Below are 17460 nucleotides of genomic sequence, written 5' to 3'. Positions count from 1 at the left end.
CGCGTTCGGCCGGCGATCCGTGGTCCGGCGCCCAAGGAAGGCGGCACGGCCCCCGGATCCTACGCCTAAAACGGTAGGCGCGGAGATCTCCGCCGGCACGACGAGGCCGGTCTATGCTCGGGCGGTCGCCGGACGGAGAGGCGGCGCGCCGTTGCGGTGAACGGTTGGTTTACCGAACCCACGCATTTGCGCCGATCACCGCGATCCTGATGCGACCGACCGACGTTCTACGGGCAGATCAACCGGAGACGTGCCGCCATGCTCATCATGAACCCGCTGACCGGACAGACGGTCGAGGTCGGCGTTCCCCGACCGAAGCCGAAGGCCTCCTGAACGGGCGCGTCGTGCGCGCCGACCGCATCCCGGGCGAGTCCGCGGCACCGGCGGCGCGCCCTGCCATGGCCGAATGCCCCATGCTTCCGTCCGACCTCGACAGACCCGCCGAACTGACCCTCTGGCCGGGCTCCGCGCCCGCTCGGGTCGCTGCGACACGGAGTTTCCCGACGCTGCGGGCGGCCCTGGCCGCCGCGGTTGCGGCGATCGACGCCGAGGATGCCAATCCCTGGATCATCACCGAGGGCGGCGACATCCTCGCCCCGGGATGGATCCGGTCGAACTCGGCGGGCACCCGCGTCCAGTAGCGGGGTGTCAGCAGGCCTTCTCGGCCGCGCCCAGGCTGCGCCACCGATATTCGCTGGGTGAGGATCCGTAGCGATCCCTGAAACGGCGGCTGAAGTGGCTCTGCGTGCTGAAACCGCAGCAATAGGCCAACTCGCCGACGGACAGATGGGCGAAGCCGGGATCCGCGAGGCGCTGCGCGGCCGTCTCCAGGCGCCGCCGCCAGATCCAGTCGGCGATGTTGCGGTCCTGTTCGCGGAACAGGTCCTGCAGGTGGCGCAGCGACACGCCGACCGCCGCCGCGAGACGGGCGGAATCGAGTGTCGCGTCGCCCAGGTTGGCCTCGATATGGGCCACCGCGCGCTGGAAGATGAGGATGCCCTGGATGTTCTTCGGAGTCTCCTGCGCGAGCCGTTCCGCGATGCTCGCCACGATGAGGTCGATGCCGATCGCGGCCATGCGATTGGACATGTCCGGCGTCAGGCGCTCGGACATGTGGACCAGTTCCCGGAAGAAGTTCGTGGCCATCGCCGTGCCAGCCTGATTCGCGCCGATCGTCAGGGCCGTGTAGCGCCGCGTCGACCCGAGGGCGCGTTCCAGGCATTCGCGCGGCAACTCGACGAACAGCGTCTGCGTGTCGACTTCGGCCGCCATCGCGCCCGGCCGCCGATCCAGGATGACGATGTCGCCGGGATGTTGGATCGCGGTGCGATCATCCTGGGCGCTGTGCACGCAGCCTTTCAGCGTGATCGCCACATTCAACGTCTCGTACTTACCGTGCCGACGGATCGTATCTGGGGTTGCAACGGTCTTCACCGCACCTTGCGTCACCCGGGTCATCAGCAGCGGGCCGACCTCGGCGGCCTCCATGATGCCGGAGAACGCGTGCGGGGCGTTTGCCGTCAGTTCCACAGGCACGATCCGCTCAAAGATCGTTTCGCGCCAGAGCCGGAAACTGTCTTTCGGCTTGTAATCCGCCGTCGAGAACAAAGTCCTCATCGCAACTTCTTGTATTGAGGCTTGTCTGTGCGCGTTTGGAGAAACGGTAGCACGCTCTCAGGCAAGCGCAACGGGACGCCGCGACCTATGAAGGGTTTCGTCCCGCCCAGGAGCTCCACACGTGTCCGCACCGACCCCCGTCAGCCCCCTTTCTGATGTCACGCTGACCACCGGGCTCGTCGTCGCCTACGTGTCGACCAATCGGGTTGCCGCCAGCGAGCTGCCAATGCTGATCGCGCGGTGTCACGAGGCGATCACGGCCCTCGCCTCCGGCCGAGGCGTCGCGCCGGAGGCTCAGACGGAACTGCAGGCGCAGCCTGACATGCCGAGCGCGGCGCAGATCCGCAAGTCGGTTCGGCCCGACGCGATCATGAGCTTCATCGATGGGCGGCACTACAAGACGCTCAAGCGGCACCTGACCGCCCACGGGCTGCATCCGCAGAGCTATCGCGCGCGCTACGGCCTGCCGGCCGACTACCCGATGGTCGCGCAGGACTATGCGGAGCGTCGTTCCGCGCTGGCGCGCTCGATCGGCCTCGGCGTGTCGAGCGGGCGGGCCGCCTGAGCGGATTCCGTCGGGCCCGACAGGCCGCGACTCCGACGGGGACCGTCCACACTGATCCGATGTTCGGGGGCGGGCGCTGTGCTCCAAACCGGATCGCTGCCAGGATTGCAGATCCTGCGCCGCAGGCGGCCGCGTGTCGGCCGGGCGGCAGCAGATCCCGGCTCGCCTGCTCGATGCGCGCCAGCCAGCCCTCGGCCGCCTCGGCCCGCTCGTGGGCGGCGCGCGCGCTCTTCCGCATCCCGAACGCGCGAATCCGCCAGCATCTGGATCGCGCGCAACCGGGTCTCCGCCTGGCTCTGAACGTCCTCTAAGCGCGTCCGCAGCGTCCGGATCTCCTGCCGCGCCGACTGCAGATCGGCAGACAGTTTCTCGCAGGCGTCGGATTGCCGGCTCAGACGCTGATCCCGCTCCTCGGCCGCGACGGTCGCCGCCGACAGCGTGTCCAGAACCCGGCTCCAGTCCGCCGCGGACGCCGCAGAAGACCCAGACGGTGCCTCCGGATGCGCCGCCGGGCTCGGCGCAGCCATCGGCCGGTTGCCGTCGGTGGGGCTCGGGACCGCCTGCTCGCGCGCGATGCGCGCGTCGAGGTCCGCCCAGAACGCCGCGTTCATCGCCGCCGCGATCCCGTCGGCCCGGCGCCGGTCACGACGCCGCCCGTGCGGCCCGGGTCCGGGCGTCCTGGGTCTGGCCGGCATGGCCGCCGGGCTGCATCACGAACTCGGCATCGATCGTCTCGGCGATGCGCTGGAGCATCTGTTCCGCGGCCGCGGCCCGCTCCTCGGCGGCCGCAGCCCGATCCTCGGCCGCCTGAATCAGCTTGATGGACTGCGCATGGACCTCGTGGGTTTCCCGCTCGGCGGCCTGCACCTGCGCCCGGGCCGTATCCATGTCGGCCCGAACCTGCCGCAGAAGATCCTGAACGTGCGCTTCCTGCTCCTGCGCGCGGTCCTCGACGTCGCGGAGGTGCCGCGCCGCGCCCTGGACCCGCTCCAGGAGATCGGGCCAGCGCTCGACCGGGGACGGGCTTCCGCTCCGGCCCTGCGCGGGCGCGCGCTCCTCCGAGGCCAGCAGGACGAGGTTGCCGGCACGGATCCGGGTCGTCGGCTCGCGCGCGACGGCCTCGATCTGGTCCGGCGCCTCGACCTTGGGATGGTTCGTCGGTTCCATGTCGCGTCCTGCCGAGCGGGTGCTGCGCGAGCCTTCGGTGAGGCATCAGGGGATCAGGCCACACCGACGCAAAATGGTTAACGACTCCTTAACATTCGCGCTAGGGTTGCGTCCGTTCCCGCGATGCACCTGCTTGAACGCGTGCGTTCACGGGTAGCGCACGGGCTGCGGGTCGTCCGGCAGGGGAATGAATTCGGCGTCGTTCGGCACGGTGTCGAACCGACCCTGGCGCCAATCCTCTTTGGCCTGCGCGATCCGTTCGGGCCGCGACGAGACGAAATTCCACCAGAGGTGGCGTGGGCCGTCCATCGGCTCGCCACCCAGCACCATGAAGCGCGCCGCATCCAGGGCGCGCACGCTGATGCGGTCGCCCGGTCGGAACACCAGCAGCTGGCCCGGGCCGAATCCGTCGCCGGCGATCTCGATCCCGCCCGCGACCGTGTAGATGGCGCGCTCGTCGTAGGTCGGGTCGAGGGGCAGCACGGCGCCGGCCTCGAGCGCCACGTCGGCGTAGACCATCGGGCTCGATGTCCGCACCGGCGAGCGCGCCCCGAAGGCCTCGCCGGCGATCAGCCGGACGGTCTTGCCCTCGCCGGTCAGGACCGGCAGCGCGGCGGCGTCGTAATGCTCGAAGGCCGGCGCGTTCTCCTCGTCGCGATCCGTCAAGGCGACCCAGCTCTGGATGCCGAACAGCCTGGACCCGGTCTGCCGCAGGGTCGGGGCGGTGCGCTCCGAATGGGTGATGCCGCGACCCGCCGTCATCCAGTTCAGCTCGCCCGGCCGGATCGGCAGTTCGGTGCCGAGGCTGTCGCGGTGCATGATCTCGCCGTCGAACAAGTAGGTGACGGTGGACAGGCCGATATGCGGATGGGGCCGCACGTCCATGCCCTGTCCGAGCAGGAACTCGGAAGGCCCCATCTGGTCGAAGAAGATGAACGGCCCGACCATCCGGCACTCGGTGGAGGGGAGTGCCCGCCGGACCGCGAAGGAGCCGAGATCGCGCGAGCGGGGCACGATCAGGGTCCGGATCGCGTCGCAGCTGAAATGGTCGCCCGGGATCGGGTCCTCGGCACTGTGCCAGCTCATGGCGTTGCTCCTTCGCGGGGAATGGCGGATACCGCGATCGGCCGTCGCGGATGGTGGCCCCTGCTGGGCCGCCCCGGAACCGTTCGGGGTCGGCTTGGCGTCTTGGTCATCCTGGACCGCTCCCTTCCAGGTTGAAATAGAAACGATCGAAACGCATCGTTTCCAAATCTAACGGCCTGGACGCGGTCGCCAGTCGATCCGCGGAGCAGGGCGCGCCGCCATCGCCGGTTCGGATGCGACCGCCGCGCAGCCCCGTGCCGGATCAGGCCTGGATCGGCGGCTCAGCGCCAGAGGTTGGTCTTGGCGAGGTCGACGATCTCGGTCCCGCGCCCGTCGATCACCGCCTTGGCGAGCCACATCCCGAAACCCGTCACCTGTTCGAGGCCGACCTTCGGCGGCATCGACAGTTCCTGACGGGCCGAGACGACGTCGAGGAGGGCCGGGCCGTCATGGTCCAGCATCGCGCGCATCGCCTCCGGCAGCGCGGCCGGATCCTCGACGCGCCGGGCGAAGATGCCGGCCCCGCTCGCCATCGCGGCGAAGTCCGGGTTCACCAGCGCGACGCCGGTCTCGAGGAAGCCCGCGGCCTTCATCTCCATCTCGACGAAGCCCAGGGTGCCGTTGTTGAGCACCACGATCTTCACCGGCAGCCTGTGCTGGTTGAGGGTCAGAAGGTCGCCCATCAGCATGGCGAAGCCGCCATCGCCGGAGAACGAGATGACCTGCCGCCCGGGATAGGCCGCCTGCGCGCCGATCGCCTGCGGCAGGGCGTTGGCCATGGAGCCGTGGTTGAGCGAGCCGATCAGCCGGCGCTTGCCGTTCATGGCGAGGTAGCGCGCCGCCCAGATCGTCGGCGTGCCGACGTCGAAGGTGAACACCGCGTCCTCGGAGGCCGCCTCGCTCAGGGAGCGGGCGACGTATTGCGGATGGATCTTGCCGCCGGGCTTGCCCACCGCCAGGGCGTCGAGGCCCGCGCGGGCCTTGCGGTAATGGGCGAGGCTGTCGTCGAGATGCGCCCGGTCGGTCTTCGGCTGCAGCTTCGGCAGCAGCGCCGTGATCGTCTCGCCGACGTCGCCGATCAGGCCGAGGTCGATCCGGCAGTGGCGGCCGAGACTCTCGGCCCGGAGGTCGACCTGCGCCACCTTGGCCGTCTCGGGATAGAACTGGCGATAGGGGAAGCCGGTGCCGAGCAGGAGCAGGGTGTCGCAATCGAGCATCGCCCGGTACCCCGAGGAGAAGCCGATCAGGCCGGTCATGCCGACGTCGTAGGGATTGTCCCACTCGACGTGCTCCTTGCCGCCCAGAGCATGGACCACGGGCGCCTTCAGCGCCTCGGCGAGCTGCAGCAGCTCCCTGTGGGCGCCGGCGCAGCCGCGGCCGCAGAACAGCGTGACGCGCCCGGCCGCGTTGAGCATCCCGGCCAGCGCGTCGAGGTCGGCATCGCGCGGGCGCACCACGGGCGGGGGCGGCACCAGGGCGGCCGAGAGTTCGGGCGCCCCGCCCGGCATGGCCATGAGCCCGACATCGCCGGGGATCACCACCACGGCGACACCGCGCTCGGCGATGGCGACGCGGATCGCCGTCTCGATCACGCCCGGCAGCTGGGCCGGAGAGGACACCAGCTCGCAATAGTGGCTGCATTCCTGGAACAGGTTCTGCGGATGCGTCTCCTGGAAGTAGCCCCGTCCGATCTCCGCCGAGGGGATCTGGGCCGCGATGGCCAGAACGGGCACGCGGGAGCGGTGGGCGTCGAACAGGCCGTTGATCAGGTGCAGGTTGCCCGGCCCGCAGGAGCCTGCGCAGACGGCGAGGTCGCCGGTCAGGTGCGCCTCGGCGCCGGCCGCGAAGGCGGCGCTCTCCTCGTGGCGCGTGTGAATCCAGGCGATCGAGCCGTCCTGGCGGAGGGCCTCGGTCAGCCCGTTGAGGCTGTCACCGACGATGCCGTAGATGCGCTTCACGCCGGCCTGCGCCAGCGCCCGGACGAACAGTTCGGCGACCTTCATGCTCATGGGCTCTCGCTCGGCTGCTTGGTGATGCGTGACGGGCTCGTAGGGTCAGGAGCCAGCCGGCCCGAGGCCCACCCGGTCTTCGGGGGGGGCGGTCCGCCGGGAGTCCGATACCGCCCGCCGTCGAAGGGCCTCGGGCCGGGCACAACGGGTCCGCCGACGATCAAGGTCCGGCTCCCGCGCTGCCGGCAAGGTGGCCGGGCGCGGAGGACTGCGCGCGCGCGAAGGTCTCGACCTGCGTCGCTTCCGTCGAGCCGAGGGCGCAGGCCGGACGGTCCCATCGCAGCGGAAGGCCGTCGAACCGCACGGGTGAACGCAACCGCAGGGCAGCGCCCCAAGCCGTATGCTCGATGTCCGGCGCGTAGTCCCGATCCTGGTGTTCGCTGAAGGCGGTCCCGGGCGCGCCGCCGGCATGGTCCGTCAGCAGCAGCGCCGTCCGCGCGAGGGAGAGCCGGGCGGTGACGCTCCGCGCCTCCAGCAGCCGCGTCATCAGACCTCGTATGGCCGCCGCCGCCATCAGATAGCCGGTGGCGTGATCGAGGGCCTGGACGGGCAACGGCACCGGCCGGTCGGCCTGTTTCCAGCGCATGCCGGCCGCCGCGATGCCCGTCGTCATCTGGACGAGGCTGTCGAAGCCGCGACGGCCCGCCCACGGTCCGGTCCACCCATAGGCGCACAGCGCGACGTCGATCAGGTCTGGATTCAGCGCCCGGCGCCGGGCCTCACCGTAGCCGAGCCCCTCCAGGGCGCCCGGGCGGTATCCGTGCACGAGGATGTCCGCCTCCGAGAGCAGCGTCTCGAACTGCGTCCGGTCGGCCACCTGACGGAGGTCGAGTCGCGCGCAGACCTTGCCCAGGGTGACGTCAGGCTCCAGGGACGGTTCGGTCCAGCCCGGCGGATCGATCCGCAGGACCTCGGCGCCCAGCCCGGCCAGGAAGCGCGTGGCGACCGGTCCCGCCAGGACGCGGGTCAAGTCAAGAATCCGGATCCCCGCGAGGGGGCGGTTCGGGTCCGGGCGCCACGGCGACCGGCGCAGGCCGGGCGTTTCCGCGATCGACACGATGGGTTCGGCCCGGACGGCCCGGCCCTGGTCCAGGCTCTGCCACGCTTCCGGACTGCGCATGGCCGCGGCGCAGCCGCCCGCGCGCTCGATGGCGGATTCCAGGACCTCGGCCGCCTCGGACGAGACAGCGGCCGCGACGGCGTCCCGCTCACCCGCGCAGCCGAGGACCGCGAGGGCGGCAGCGCGGTGGCGCGGCGCGTTGGTGTGCAGCCGGATCCAGCCATCCGCCGTCCGGTAATCGCCGGCGATCGGATCCCAGGCTGCCGGCATCGACCATCCGCGCGGTCGCACCGACACGCCGAACCACGCCGAGGCCAGCCGTCGATCCACCGTTACGGTGGGCGGTGGCCCAACCGAGCCCAGAAGCTCGGATACGGCCAGGCCAGCGGCACCGATCGCCGCCGCCGCCAGTTCGCTGACCGGGAAGCACGACGGCAGGCTTTCCGCACCGGTGACCGCCAGCCGGTTTGCCGCGTGGGAAGGCAGCGCCAGGGTGTCCAGCACCTCCGCGAGGATCGCCGGCAGGGCATCGGCGGCGGCGTGTCCCTTCGGCATGGTCGCGGCCCTCGTATCGCCCGCGCATGCTGGCCGCCCGCGACGGATGAATCAATCGCGATCCCGCCGATCGCTATGACGGACGCGCTGGACCGCCTCCGCCACGGGGCAGGGCTCGCAGATCACCCATCCGGCCCCGCGTTCGGGTCGCGGGTGGCTCCGCGGCCCTGCTTCCGGCCCGCCGGGATGCCCCCACAGCCGAAGGGCCGGCCTTTCGGCCGGCCCTCGTGTCCGTCGCGGTGCCGTCCGCGCGGGGCAGCGCCGGCCGGCCTCAGGCGAACATGTCGGGCTGGGTCTCGGCGATGTGGCTGTACAGCGTCTGGAAGTGCAGCCAGCCGATGTAGTCGCTGCCGACGTGCTCGCGGCTGTAGCGGGCGGTCTTCTCCGAGAGGAGCTGCGGCTTGATGCCGGAGGCCTCGACCAGGAGCTGCTGCTGGCAGGCCCGCTCCAGGGCGATGAACCAGAAGGCCGCGTCGTCGATGCTGTGCTGCGAGCAGGTCAGCAGGCCGTGGTTCTGGTGCAGCACGCCGCGGTTGCGGCCGATCTGCTGGGCGACCGAGAGCCCGCTCTCCTTCTCCACCGCCACGGCGCCCGCCGAGGCGCCGATCACCGCGTGGCTGTTGTAGAAGGCCGCAGCATCCTGGCTGATCATCTCCAGCGGCCGGCCGGTGGCGCACCACGCGGTGCCGTAGGTGGTGTGCGCGTGGCACATCGCCATGACCTCCGGGTACTCCTCGTGCACGGCGGCGTGGAGGACGAAGCCCGCGCGGTTGATGGCGTGGCGCCCCTCGACCACCCGGCCTTTGTGGTCGGCCAGGATCAGGTTCGACATCCGCACCTGCGAGAAGTGCACGCACATCGGGTTGGTCCAGTACAGCTCCGGACGCTCCGGGTCGCGGATCGTCAGGTGCCCGGCGAAGCCGTAGTCGAAGCCGTGCATCGCGAAGGCGCGGCAGGCGGCGACGAGGTGCTTCTTGCGGTAGTCCCGCTCCTCGGCGTGGTTGGCGAAGTCCGGGATCTCCGGGAAGATCAGGCCGGCCTGCTCGGGCTGGTAGATGGAGGTCCGCTTGCGACCGGCATCGTCGTTTGGCAGGTCGAGGGTGGCGGCCTCGTCGTGGGAATGATCGTCGAGCATGGCGTCTCCTCGTCCTCCGGCGTCGACGGGGCGACGGCCGATCGCGGAATGGCCCGCACTATCTTGCTCCCTTCGCGCATTGACAAACGACGATTTTTCACGCGTTCCATGAATCCAATTCACGGATTGACGCATGCGCCGGATCCCGAGCTTCCCAGCCCTGCGGGCCTTCGAGGCGGCCGCGCGCCTGGGTAGCTTCGCCCGCGCCAGCGAGGAGCTGCACCTCACCCCCTCGGCGGTCAGCCACCAGATCCGCGCGCTGGAGCGCTGGTTCGGGCGCGCCCTGTTCCGGCGGGCGAACCGGCAGGCGACGCTCACCGCCGACGGCCAGCGCCTGCTCGCGGGCCTCTCGAGCGCCTTCGACACGATCGAGGCGGTCTGCGCGGAGCTCAGCCCGCCGCCGCCCTCGTCGCTGGCCGTGCACTGCACGCCGAGCTTCGCGGCGAAGTGGCTGGGACCCCGGCTGCCCGCCTTCGTGGAGACCCATCCCGGCATCGCCATCCGGCTCTCCACCAGCGCCGATTCGGTGGATCTCGGCCGGCACGAGGAGATCGACATCCTGATCGCCTACGGCCGCCCGCCGCGCGGGTCCGGCCTGACCGTCGAGTCCCTGGGGCCGGAGGAGATCGCCGCCCTGTGCACGCCCGAGGTCGCCCGGGCCACCGAGGCAGCCGCGCCCGGCGAAATCGCGCCCTTCACCCGGCTCGACTCGTCGTTCAGCCCCGTCCGCTGGCCTGACTGGTTCGCCCATAACGGCCTGTTGGTCCCGGGCGGGGCGGCGGGCGCGGCCTTCGACCGGGGCTCGCTGGTGATCTCGGCGGCCGTTCAGGGGCTCGGCGTGGCGCTGGAGACCCTGCGGTTCGCCCGAGACGAACTCGCCGCCGGGCAGCTGGTGCGCCTCGGCGGCGGCCGGGTCGCGAGCCTGACCCGCGACCTCCACTTCATCTGCTACCGCGAGCGCGACGGTGCATTGGAGAAGATCCGCGCCTTCCGCCGCTGGCTGCTCGACGTGGAGGCGGAGAGCCGGGCGGGCGCGGCCTGAGGCGGACAGACCTGATCCCTCACACCAGCCCTCTCCCGCCGGGGAAAGGGCGCGCGTCCCATCGCACGAACCGGCGGGGCCAGTCCTGTCATTCGACCGGTCTCAACAGCATCGGGAATCGCTCTAGGTTCAGGCTCGAACAACGTGGCGAACGCGGCGGGATCCGAGCCCGACCGCGCGCCGCTCAGGGAGAGAACGCCCCATGTCCCTATCCGCCAAGCTGCAGCGGCGCGCCGACGAGGGCCGGCCAGTCCGGGTCGGACTGATCGGGGCCGGCAAGTTCGGCTCGATGTACCTGTCGCAGGCGCCGCGCACGCCCGGCATCCACCTCGTCGCCGTGGCCGACCTGTCGCCGGACCGGGCGCGCGAGTCGCTGCGGCGGGTCGGTTGGGACGATCCCCGGTTCGCCGCGCGCGGGCTGGAGGAGGCCGCGCGCGGCGGCACGACCCTCGTGACCGAGGATGCCGACGCGATGATCGCGAGCCCGTTCGTGGACATCGTCATCGACGCCACCGGCAGCCCGGCCGCCGGCATCCGCCACGCGCTCAAGGCCTTCGCGGCGGCCAAGCACATCGTGATGGTCAACGTCGAGGCCGACGTGCTGGCCGGGCCGCTGCTGGCGCGCAAGGCGGCCGAGGCCGGGGTGATCTACTCCATGGCCTCGGGCGACCAGCCGGCCCTGATCGCCGAGCTGGTCGATTGGGCTCGCACCATCGGGCTGGAGGTGATCTGCGCCGGCAAGGGCACCAAGTACCTCCCGGCCTACCACGCCTCCACGCCCGACACGGTCTGGGGCCATTACGGCTTCAGCGAGAGCCAGGTCGCGGGCGGCGACTTCAACCCGCAGATGTTCAACTCCTTTCTCGACGGTACCAAGTCGGCGCTGGAGATGGCTGCCGTGGCCAATGCCTGCGGGCTCACCCCGCCACGCGACGGCCTCGCCTTCCCGCCTTGCGGTGTCGACGACCTGCCGGGCATCCTGAAGCCCGTGGCGGATGGCGGCCTCCTGACCGAGCGCGGCACCGTCGAGGTGGTCTCATCCGTCGAGCGGGACGGGCGGCCGGTGTTTCGGGATCTGCGCTGGGGCGTCTACGCGGTGTTCGAGGCGCCGAGCCCCTACGTGCGCGACTGCTTCGCCCAGTACGGACTCAAGACCGATGCCAGCGGCCGGTTCGCCGCCACCTACAAGCCCTATCACCTGATCGGCCTGGAACTCGGGATCTCGGTCGCCTCCATCGCGGTCCGCGGCGAGGCGACGGGAGCGACGGGCGACTGGCGCGGCGACGTCGCCGCCACCGCCAAGCGGGCGCTGCGGGCCGGCGAGCGGCTCGACGGCGAGGGCGGGTTCACCGTCTACGGCAAGCTGATGCCGGCGGCCGACTCGCTGGCGCAGGACGCCCTGCCGATCGGCCTCGCCCACAACATGGTCCTCCGGAACGACGTGCCCGCGGGCCGGGCCGTGCGCTGGAGCGACGTGGTGTTCGACGCCGGTCAGGAGGCGATCCGCGTCCGGCGCGAGATGGAGGACCTGTTCCGCCGGGAAGCGGGGTTCGCCCGGACTGCCGGTTAGGCCGTGGGCGCGCCGCCGCCCGCGATCCGGCCGAGGCGGGCCGATGCGCCGGCCGGACGCGGACCGAATCAGGGAGGCGCCGTCCGCAGGTCGCCCGGCGCCAGTCCGAAGCGCTTGCGGAAGCCGCGGTTGAAGGTCGGCACGTCGGTGAACCCGCAGGCATAGGCGATCGAGGCAATCCGCACCTTGTCGTCGCCGGCGGCCTTGAGGCGCCGGCGGGCGAGGTCGAGACGGGCGTCGCGGATCGCCGCCGCGATGCCGCCGGCCTCCGAGAAGGCGCGGTACAGGCTGGTCCGGGACAGGCCCAGCGCCTTCTGGATGTCCTGCGGGTTCAGGCTGGGATCGTGCATCCGGCGCGCGATGTGGGCGCGGGCGAGCGAGACCACGGCCGCCTGCGAGACCTCCTCCGGCTTCGTGCGCCGGTCCGTGCCGTCGACGAGGCGGCCGAGGAGATGGAGCACGCCCTCGATCGCGGTCTGCCCCTCGCTCTCGGACATCCAGGCGATCGAGCCGGCCAGGCCGCGCAGGCGCGCCCGGACCTCCGCGCCTGCCGGGTGCGGGTTGAGGCTGCGGCCCGCGAACGCGTCGGCGTCGCCGACCCAGGCCTCGAACATCTCGCGCGGCACGGCGAGCCGGATCTCGTCGTAGGCGCTCTGGGTACCGGCCACGAAGGGGCGGTTCCGCGACAGGAAGCTGAGGTCGCCGGGGTTGAGCTGGGCGCCGCGGCCGTTCTGCTCCTGATAGCCGATGCCGTCGAGCCCGAGGCCGATCACCACCATTCCGCGGGCGTTCCGATCGACATGCCGCGAGCGGAACTCCACCTCGACCGGGCTGCTGACCGTGTGGGTCAGCGACCAGTTGGCCGAGGCCACGGACAGGCGCTTGGCCGAGAACCGCTCCCGGGGATGCTGCCGGCCGATGTCGCCGAACGCCGCCAGGGCCGTGCAGCGCCAGAACTCGAAGGCCCGCTTGGGCTCGATGTGGCTCGTCGTCTCGACGAGACTTGGGACAAGGGCCGGGCTCGACACGTGTGACACTCCCGTCGCGCCCGGCGATTCCCTCGCACCAACTGCGCAACTCTATCGTGTGAATCTTGCCGGATTTACAACCGACGCCGTCCGGTCCGGCTCCGCGAGCCCGTAGCCTGCGGCCTCCCTATGCGACGGCGCTGCCGGACAGTCCGCGCGGTCCGGTGAGCAGCAGGGCCGCGCTCGCCCCGAGGACGAACGTGATCACCGCGAACATCGCGTGCGGCCCGTAGGCCGAGAGGATCGGCAGGAGGATGATCGGCGCCAGGGCGGCGGCGACCCGGCCGCCGGCCCAGGCGCAGGTCATGGCCGAAGCCCGCAGCGGCGTCGGGAGCAGTTCCGTCGCGTAGACGGCGAGGATGCTGCCATAGGTCGCCGCCGCGGTGTTGAAGGCGATGCCGATCAGGACCAGCGTCAGGAACGTGCCGCTCGCCGCGAAGGCCGTGCCCAGGCCCGCCATCGCCGCCGCCAGGGCCGTCAGGCAGGCGCGCCGCTCGAGCCGGTCGATCGCCAGCGCGGTCAGCAGTGTGCCGAGCGGCGGCCCCAGCATCGACAGCGCGGCGAAGGCGAGGGATTGATCGACCTTGAAGCCCTTCTCCACCATCACGACGGCGCTGAGCAGGGGGAAGGCGATCGTCGCCAGGGGGGCGAGCGTGTAGAGCCCGACGAACAGGGCCGTCCGGCGTAACGCGCGCGTCTCGGTGAACAGGGCGCGGAAGCCCGCAGCCTTGAGCGCGGCCGGCGCGGGGGCGAGGTTGCGCGCTTCAACGACGGGCGCCCGGCCGGCCGCGCGCTCGAACCGCCGGCAGGCGCCGTCGGCCTCGATGGAGCGCCCGACCGAGGCGAGCCACCGCGGCGAGTCGGGCAACCGCGTGAACAGAAGGCCGCCGAGCGCCGCCAGGACGCCGCCGAGGATCAGCGCCCAGCGCCACGGCTCGATTCCGAGCGGCGCACCCGGTGCGAGAGCCTGGACCAGGAGGATGATTGCCAGGCCGCCGAAGAGTCCGATGCCGGCACAGATCAGCAGCGTCGCGCCGCGGCGGCGTGCCGGCATCACCTCGGCGAGGTAGGTGGCGACCAGGGGCGGGAATCCGCCGATCGCGAAACCCGAGACCGTGCGGGCGACGGTCAGCGCCGTGAGCCCCTCGCTTGCGGCGGCGGCCAGCGATCCGGCGGCCATCAGGGCCAGGGAGGCCTGCAGCGCGCGCCTGCGGCCGAGGTGATCTCCCAGCATCCCGAAGACGGGGGCACCCATGGCCCCGCCGGCGAAGACGGAGGCAAGGAGCAGCGAGAGGCTGCCCCGCGCCATGTTGTGGGGGGGCGCAAGGAAGATCGCCGCCAGGGCATTGCTCAGGGCGACTTCGGCGATGTCGGTGAACAGGCCCAGCGTGCAGACCGCGAGCACCACCGCGTGGAGCCGCGTGATCGGCAGCGAATCGAGCCGTCGTGTGACGGACGCGATCGATCCGTTCGCGCACGCGCCGGTCTCGGAGGGCGTCGCGGCTTTGAGGCTGGCGTCGATCAAGAGCGTGGTCTTTCCCGGACCGGAGCGCGCGCAGCCGGTGAGCCATTGCCATAGCGGCGCACCGTGCAGCGGGAAACGCGACGGCGTTCACAAATGCACCATGCGCAAGCCGCAGGCGCGATCCGGACGTGATCGTCTGCCGCGCAGGATCGGCTCAGACCTTTGATCGCCCCGGCGCCGAGGAGCGCGCCGACCGTGTCGGCCGGAGCGTCGCACGGGGCACGGCCGGACGCGGTCTAGAAGCGCGGCGCCCTGTGGCGCGACCTGTCTCGCTGCATTCCGAGGTTCACCGGGCGGGACGGATGGCCGATCACGTCGCCGTTGCGAAAAGCTTCCTGGATGTTGCGTCGCGCGGAGCGCCCTTGCGTGCCGCCGGGCTGCGTCACGGCCGAGTCGCCGGACGGGGCCAGGACCGTCTGCCCGGAGGCCGGCGCCGCACCCAGGAGGAGCAGGATCGCGACCCAACCCGATTGGTCCCGCATGGCCGAATTCCTCCCCCTCGATCGTGGCTCCCGGATGCGGGCACCCGGTCCAGGAACCGCGTACCGACCGAGGGCGGCGGATCCCCGAAACCCAGTCGTCTGCGCGGGTCACCCGCCACGGTCATCTACGCCTGCGAACGCGATCGGTTCACGGGGCCGCGCGTCGAGAGTTCCGCCGACAGGGTCGTGCCACGGCTCAGCAGGGAGGGTGGGAGCCACGGTCGGGGCCTCCCGCTCGTCTCGTGATGCGGGAGGGCGGGTGGGGAGTGCGTCTGCGCCGGTCAGGCGGCTTTGCGTCCGAGCCGGATCGCCTTGGCGATTTCCGAGCGTCGCTCGGCGTAGTCGGGTGCGGTCATCGGGTAATCCTCGGGCAGCCCGTAGCGCGCACGATACAGCTCGGGTGAGAGCCCATGCGCCGTCAGGTGGCGCTTCAGGGTCTTGTAGGATCGGCCGTCGATGAAGCTGACGAGGCCGTCCTGGCGGACCGATCCGTGGATCTGGGCTGGCGTGGGCTGCTCGTGGGTCGTCTCGGCGGCCGGCGGCCGATCCGCCAGCGCGAAGAGCGCCTCGTGTACGGTCGCGAGCAGCGGCGGCAGGCTGGCGTGCGGGACCGCGTTGTTCGACAGATAGGCCGCCACGACGCGCACCGCGATCTCGCGCATCGCGGGTTCAAGACCATCTTGATCCTTGCGCAAATCGACCGACGTCATTTTTGATCTCCACCAGATCCTTCACGACTATGAATACTCGGACATTAATGCGTGTCAATGCAGGATGACAGCATCGATAAGTATCTATTTTTTGAATACAAAATTCCTTTATGGCTGTTGCCGACGCTCGCGGGTCGCATGCTGGTCGGCTTCCTGTCTGAGGTATTGCGCTTCGTCCATTAGGCTATCTGCCGCCCTGCGCCGGACGGTCGCCCTCAGGGCATCGACGCTTCCGCTTCGCCAACCGTCGTGGTCCGAGACGATCCGACCGCATCGCGAAGACTTCGCATGGCCGTCTCGGCGTGACCGTGGACGCGCCATCAGGATGGGGCTGGATCCCGCCTGCGGCGACGCCGCGACGGCATGTCTATCAGGGCGAGGGGCGCGCCCCGTGATCGAGGGCGGCATGGGTCAGGCACCGCCGCCGCCGAGGAACCCGACTGTCGGCTCTGACCGAGACACTGCGCGATCGCATGCGTGGCGGAAATGTGGCAGAAGCTTGACTATTGCCACGAAATCGGTTTATGACTTGACCGTTGCGTTGCAGTGACACCCACCGAGTCCTCTGGAGGTTCGGATGTGCGCGCGGAAGACGTTCTACATTTTCGTCAATGCCTCCGACGGGCAGAGCTTCTGCGCCGTCCGGCAGGATCAGCCGATCCCGCCGATGATCGACGGTGTGCACTGGACGTATGTAAGCTGCATCGACACGTCGCGGGACAAGCCCTACGGGTTCGACGCGGACGCGGCACACGCGGCGATGCGGCGGCGCGGCGTCTACTTCTATCGGCGTGAGCTGATGTTCCGCCGCGCCAACTTCCTGCTGGAAGCCGCCTGAGGGTTAGCCGGCCGGGGCGGCGTTGGTTGGCGAGTCCCTGGCCGGTGGCCTCAGGGTCTCTGCAGGCGCTGCCGAGACCCGCGGATGCTGGGGCATGTGACGACGTGCGTCGCCACGACGAGCGCGCGGATCGGCACGCGGTTCAGCGGGAGGTCGGCGAGTCCGCAGGGCTGCCCCAAGGGCGACCGTCGCGGCCGGGTGCCCACCGCGATCGACCCGCGCACGCCGGATCCCCGGACCCTGCTTGAGTCCGAGCCTGTGCGGCGATGCCTGATCCCGCCGGCGCGGAGCCGTCGCCGGGACGACCGCGTTTCCCCGCTGCGGGTCGGGATTTGAGCCCGGATTGCACGGAGGATGGCCCTTGTCGTTCAGGAACGTTCTTGCCGCCTTCGTGCTGGCGGTGGCGGGCGCGGTCCCGGTGCCCGCCTGGGCTTGGGGCGTGCCCGGATGCACCAATCTTCCCGAGTACAATCGGGCGCTGGGCGCCCTGCAGGGGATGACGAGCGCCTGCGACATGAGTGTCGAGGAGGCACGCCGGATCGTCGCGGCCCATGACGGGGTCTCGGCCGGCGCCCCCGCTGTGGAACCGCAGGTATCACCGCCGGCGCGGGTCGGCCCCCGCCGCCGCGGCGCGCGTCATCATCGGCGGGCGAGACCCCTTCGCCACCGCTGAGCGCCCGCCGGTCGGGTGACGGGCACTCAGGGCTCGTCCGAAGCCGGCCGTCCCGCCGCCCAGGCTTTGTCGCGCTCCGCCTGGCGGGCACGCTGCTCGGCCATGTAGGCCTCCTGATCCGCGTTCTCCCGTTTTCGGCGGCGGTCGGCGGCCTTCGCCGCTCGCCTGCGCCATGTCTCCGTCTCGCTTTTCTGACGCAGCAACTCCTCGACGGTGATGGGCGTCACCGCGGCCTTGGGCTGCTCCCAGGCATAGGGCCGCCGTGGCGGCGGCGAACGCGTCGCCCGGGGTTCCGAGGCCTGTCCCGTCCGCGCGACCGCGTCGGCCGCCTCCGCGAGGGTGAGGCCTGCGCCCCGGGCGATGCGCTCGGCGGCCGCGCGCGCGGCCGCGCGCTCGGC

17 protein-coding genes are annotated in these 17460 nt (G+C 71.0%); 6 read left to right on the top strand and 11 right to left on the bottom strand.

Translation table 11 applies throughout. The annotated features are described in order from the left end of the window. Positions 1-413 precede the first annotated feature (413 nt). The gene (locus AC1DXK_RS19905) at positions 414-641 is read left to right on the top strand and encodes a hypothetical protein (protein ID WP_457105385.1); all 228 of its coding nucleotides are present in this window, start codon (positions 414-416) and stop codon (positions 639-641) included. 7 nt (positions 642-648) lie between these two features. On the opposite strand, the gene AC1DXK_RS19900 is transcribed toward AC1DXK_RS19905, so the two are convergent. Further along, the gene (locus AC1DXK_RS19900; RefSeq protein WP_457105386.1) at positions 649-1617 is read right to left on the bottom strand and encodes a helix-turn-helix domain-containing protein; all 969 of its coding nucleotides are present in this window, start codon (positions 1615-1617) and stop codon (positions 649-651) included. Between the two features lie 121 nt (positions 1618-1738). On the opposite strand from AC1DXK_RS19900, the gene AC1DXK_RS19895 reads away from it, so the two are divergent. Then, on the top strand, positions 1739-2182 hold the full coding sequence (locus AC1DXK_RS19895; protein WP_457105387.1) for a Ros/MucR family transcriptional regulator: 444 nt from the start codon (positions 1739-1741) through the stop codon (positions 2180-2182). Between the two features lie 642 nt (positions 2183-2824). Here AC1DXK_RS19895 and AC1DXK_RS19890 read toward each other — a convergent pair. The 5 genes from AC1DXK_RS19890 to AC1DXK_RS19870 all read right to left on the bottom strand — a co-directional run bounded on the left by AC1DXK_RS19890 (position 2825) and on the right by AC1DXK_RS19870 (position 9194). Further along, positions 2825-3349 (bottom strand): hypothetical protein, encoded by a 525-nt coding sequence (locus AC1DXK_RS19890; protein ID WP_457105388.1) that lies wholly within the window; start codon positions 3347-3349, stop codon positions 2825-2827. A 147-nt stretch (positions 3350-3496) separates the two neighbouring features. Further along, the gene (locus AC1DXK_RS19885) at positions 3497-4435 is read right to left on the bottom strand and encodes a pirin family protein (RefSeq protein ID WP_457105389.1); all 939 of its coding nucleotides are present in this window, start codon (positions 4433-4435) and stop codon (positions 3497-3499) included. Between the two features lie 281 nt (positions 4436-4716). After that, on the bottom strand, positions 4717-6444 hold the full coding sequence (gene poxB, locus AC1DXK_RS19880) for a ubiquinone-dependent pyruvate dehydrogenase (protein ID WP_457105390.1): 1728 nt from the start codon (positions 6442-6444) through the stop codon (positions 4717-4719). A 160-nt stretch (positions 6445-6604) separates the two neighbouring features. Further along, positions 6605-8059 carry a CoA transferase gene (locus AC1DXK_RS19875; RefSeq protein ID WP_457105391.1) on the bottom strand — a complete coding sequence of 485 codons (1455 nt, stop codon included), beginning with the start codon at positions 8057-8059 and terminating at the stop codon, positions 6605-6607. Between the two features lie 271 nt (positions 8060-8330). After that, on the bottom strand, positions 8331-9194 hold the full coding sequence (locus tag AC1DXK_RS19870; RefSeq protein ID WP_457105392.1) for a class II aldolase/adducin family protein: 864 nt from the start codon (positions 9192-9194) through the stop codon (positions 8331-8333). A 133-nt stretch (positions 9195-9327) separates the two neighbouring features. Here AC1DXK_RS19870 and AC1DXK_RS19865 point away from each other — a divergent pair, with 133 nt between their 5' ends. After that, a complete protein-coding gene (locus AC1DXK_RS19865) occupies positions 9328-10236 on the top strand; it encodes a LysR substrate-binding domain-containing protein (protein WP_457105393.1) in 909 nt (302 codons plus the stop codon). 202 nt (positions 10237-10438) lie between these two features. Then, complete coding sequence (locus tag AC1DXK_RS19860) at positions 10439-11806, top strand: NAD(P)H-dependent oxidoreductase (protein WP_457105394.1); 1368 nt, start codon at positions 10439-10441, stop codon at positions 11804-11806. Positions 11807-11874: 68 nt separating this feature from the next. On the opposite strand, the gene AC1DXK_RS19855 is transcribed toward AC1DXK_RS19860, so the two are convergent. The 4 genes from AC1DXK_RS19855 to AC1DXK_RS19840 form a co-directional block, all read right to left on the bottom strand. After that, complete coding sequence (locus AC1DXK_RS19855; RefSeq protein WP_477298769.1) at positions 11875-12834, bottom strand: helix-turn-helix domain-containing protein; 960 nt, start codon at positions 12832-12834, stop codon at positions 11875-11877. Between the two features lie 127 nt (positions 12835-12961). Further along, positions 12962-14359, bottom strand: coding sequence for an MFS transporter (locus AC1DXK_RS19850; protein ID WP_477298767.1), 1398 nt, complete (start codon positions 14357-14359; stop codon positions 12962-12964). Between the two features lie 236 nt (positions 14360-14595). Next, positions 14596-14841: a hypothetical protein gene (locus AC1DXK_RS19845; RefSeq protein WP_457105397.1), complete on the bottom strand. Its 246-nt coding sequence runs from the start codon at positions 14839-14841 to the stop codon at positions 14596-14598. 281 nt (positions 14842-15122) lie between these two features. Further along, positions 15123-15551 carry a Ros/MucR family transcriptional regulator gene (locus AC1DXK_RS19840; RefSeq protein ID WP_457105398.1) on the bottom strand — a complete coding sequence of 143 codons (429 nt, stop codon included), beginning with the start codon at positions 15549-15551 and terminating at the stop codon, positions 15123-15125. Between the two features lie 577 nt (positions 15552-16128). On the opposite strand from AC1DXK_RS19840, the gene AC1DXK_RS19835 reads away from it, so the two are divergent. Beyond that, positions 16129-16389 carry a hypothetical protein gene (locus AC1DXK_RS19835; RefSeq protein WP_457105399.1) on the top strand — a complete coding sequence of 87 codons (261 nt, stop codon included), beginning with the start codon at positions 16129-16131 and terminating at the stop codon, positions 16387-16389. Positions 16390-16750: 361 nt separating this feature from the next. Further along, the gene (locus AC1DXK_RS19830) at positions 16751-17062 is read left to right on the top strand and encodes a hypothetical protein (RefSeq protein WP_457105400.1); all 312 of its coding nucleotides are present in this window, start codon (positions 16751-16753) and stop codon (positions 17060-17062) included. A gap of 26 nt (positions 17063-17088) precedes the next feature. Here AC1DXK_RS19830 and AC1DXK_RS19825 read toward each other — a convergent pair. After that, a partial coding sequence (locus tag AC1DXK_RS19825; protein ID WP_477298764.1) for a hypothetical protein occupies positions 17089-17460 on the bottom strand: 372 nt, incomplete at its 5' end.

The organism is Methylobacterium sp. P3_A11, assembly GCF_056403155.1.
The sequence above is the reverse complement of the archived record's forward strand: the minus strand, read 5'-3'. Positions and strand labels throughout refer to the sequence as shown.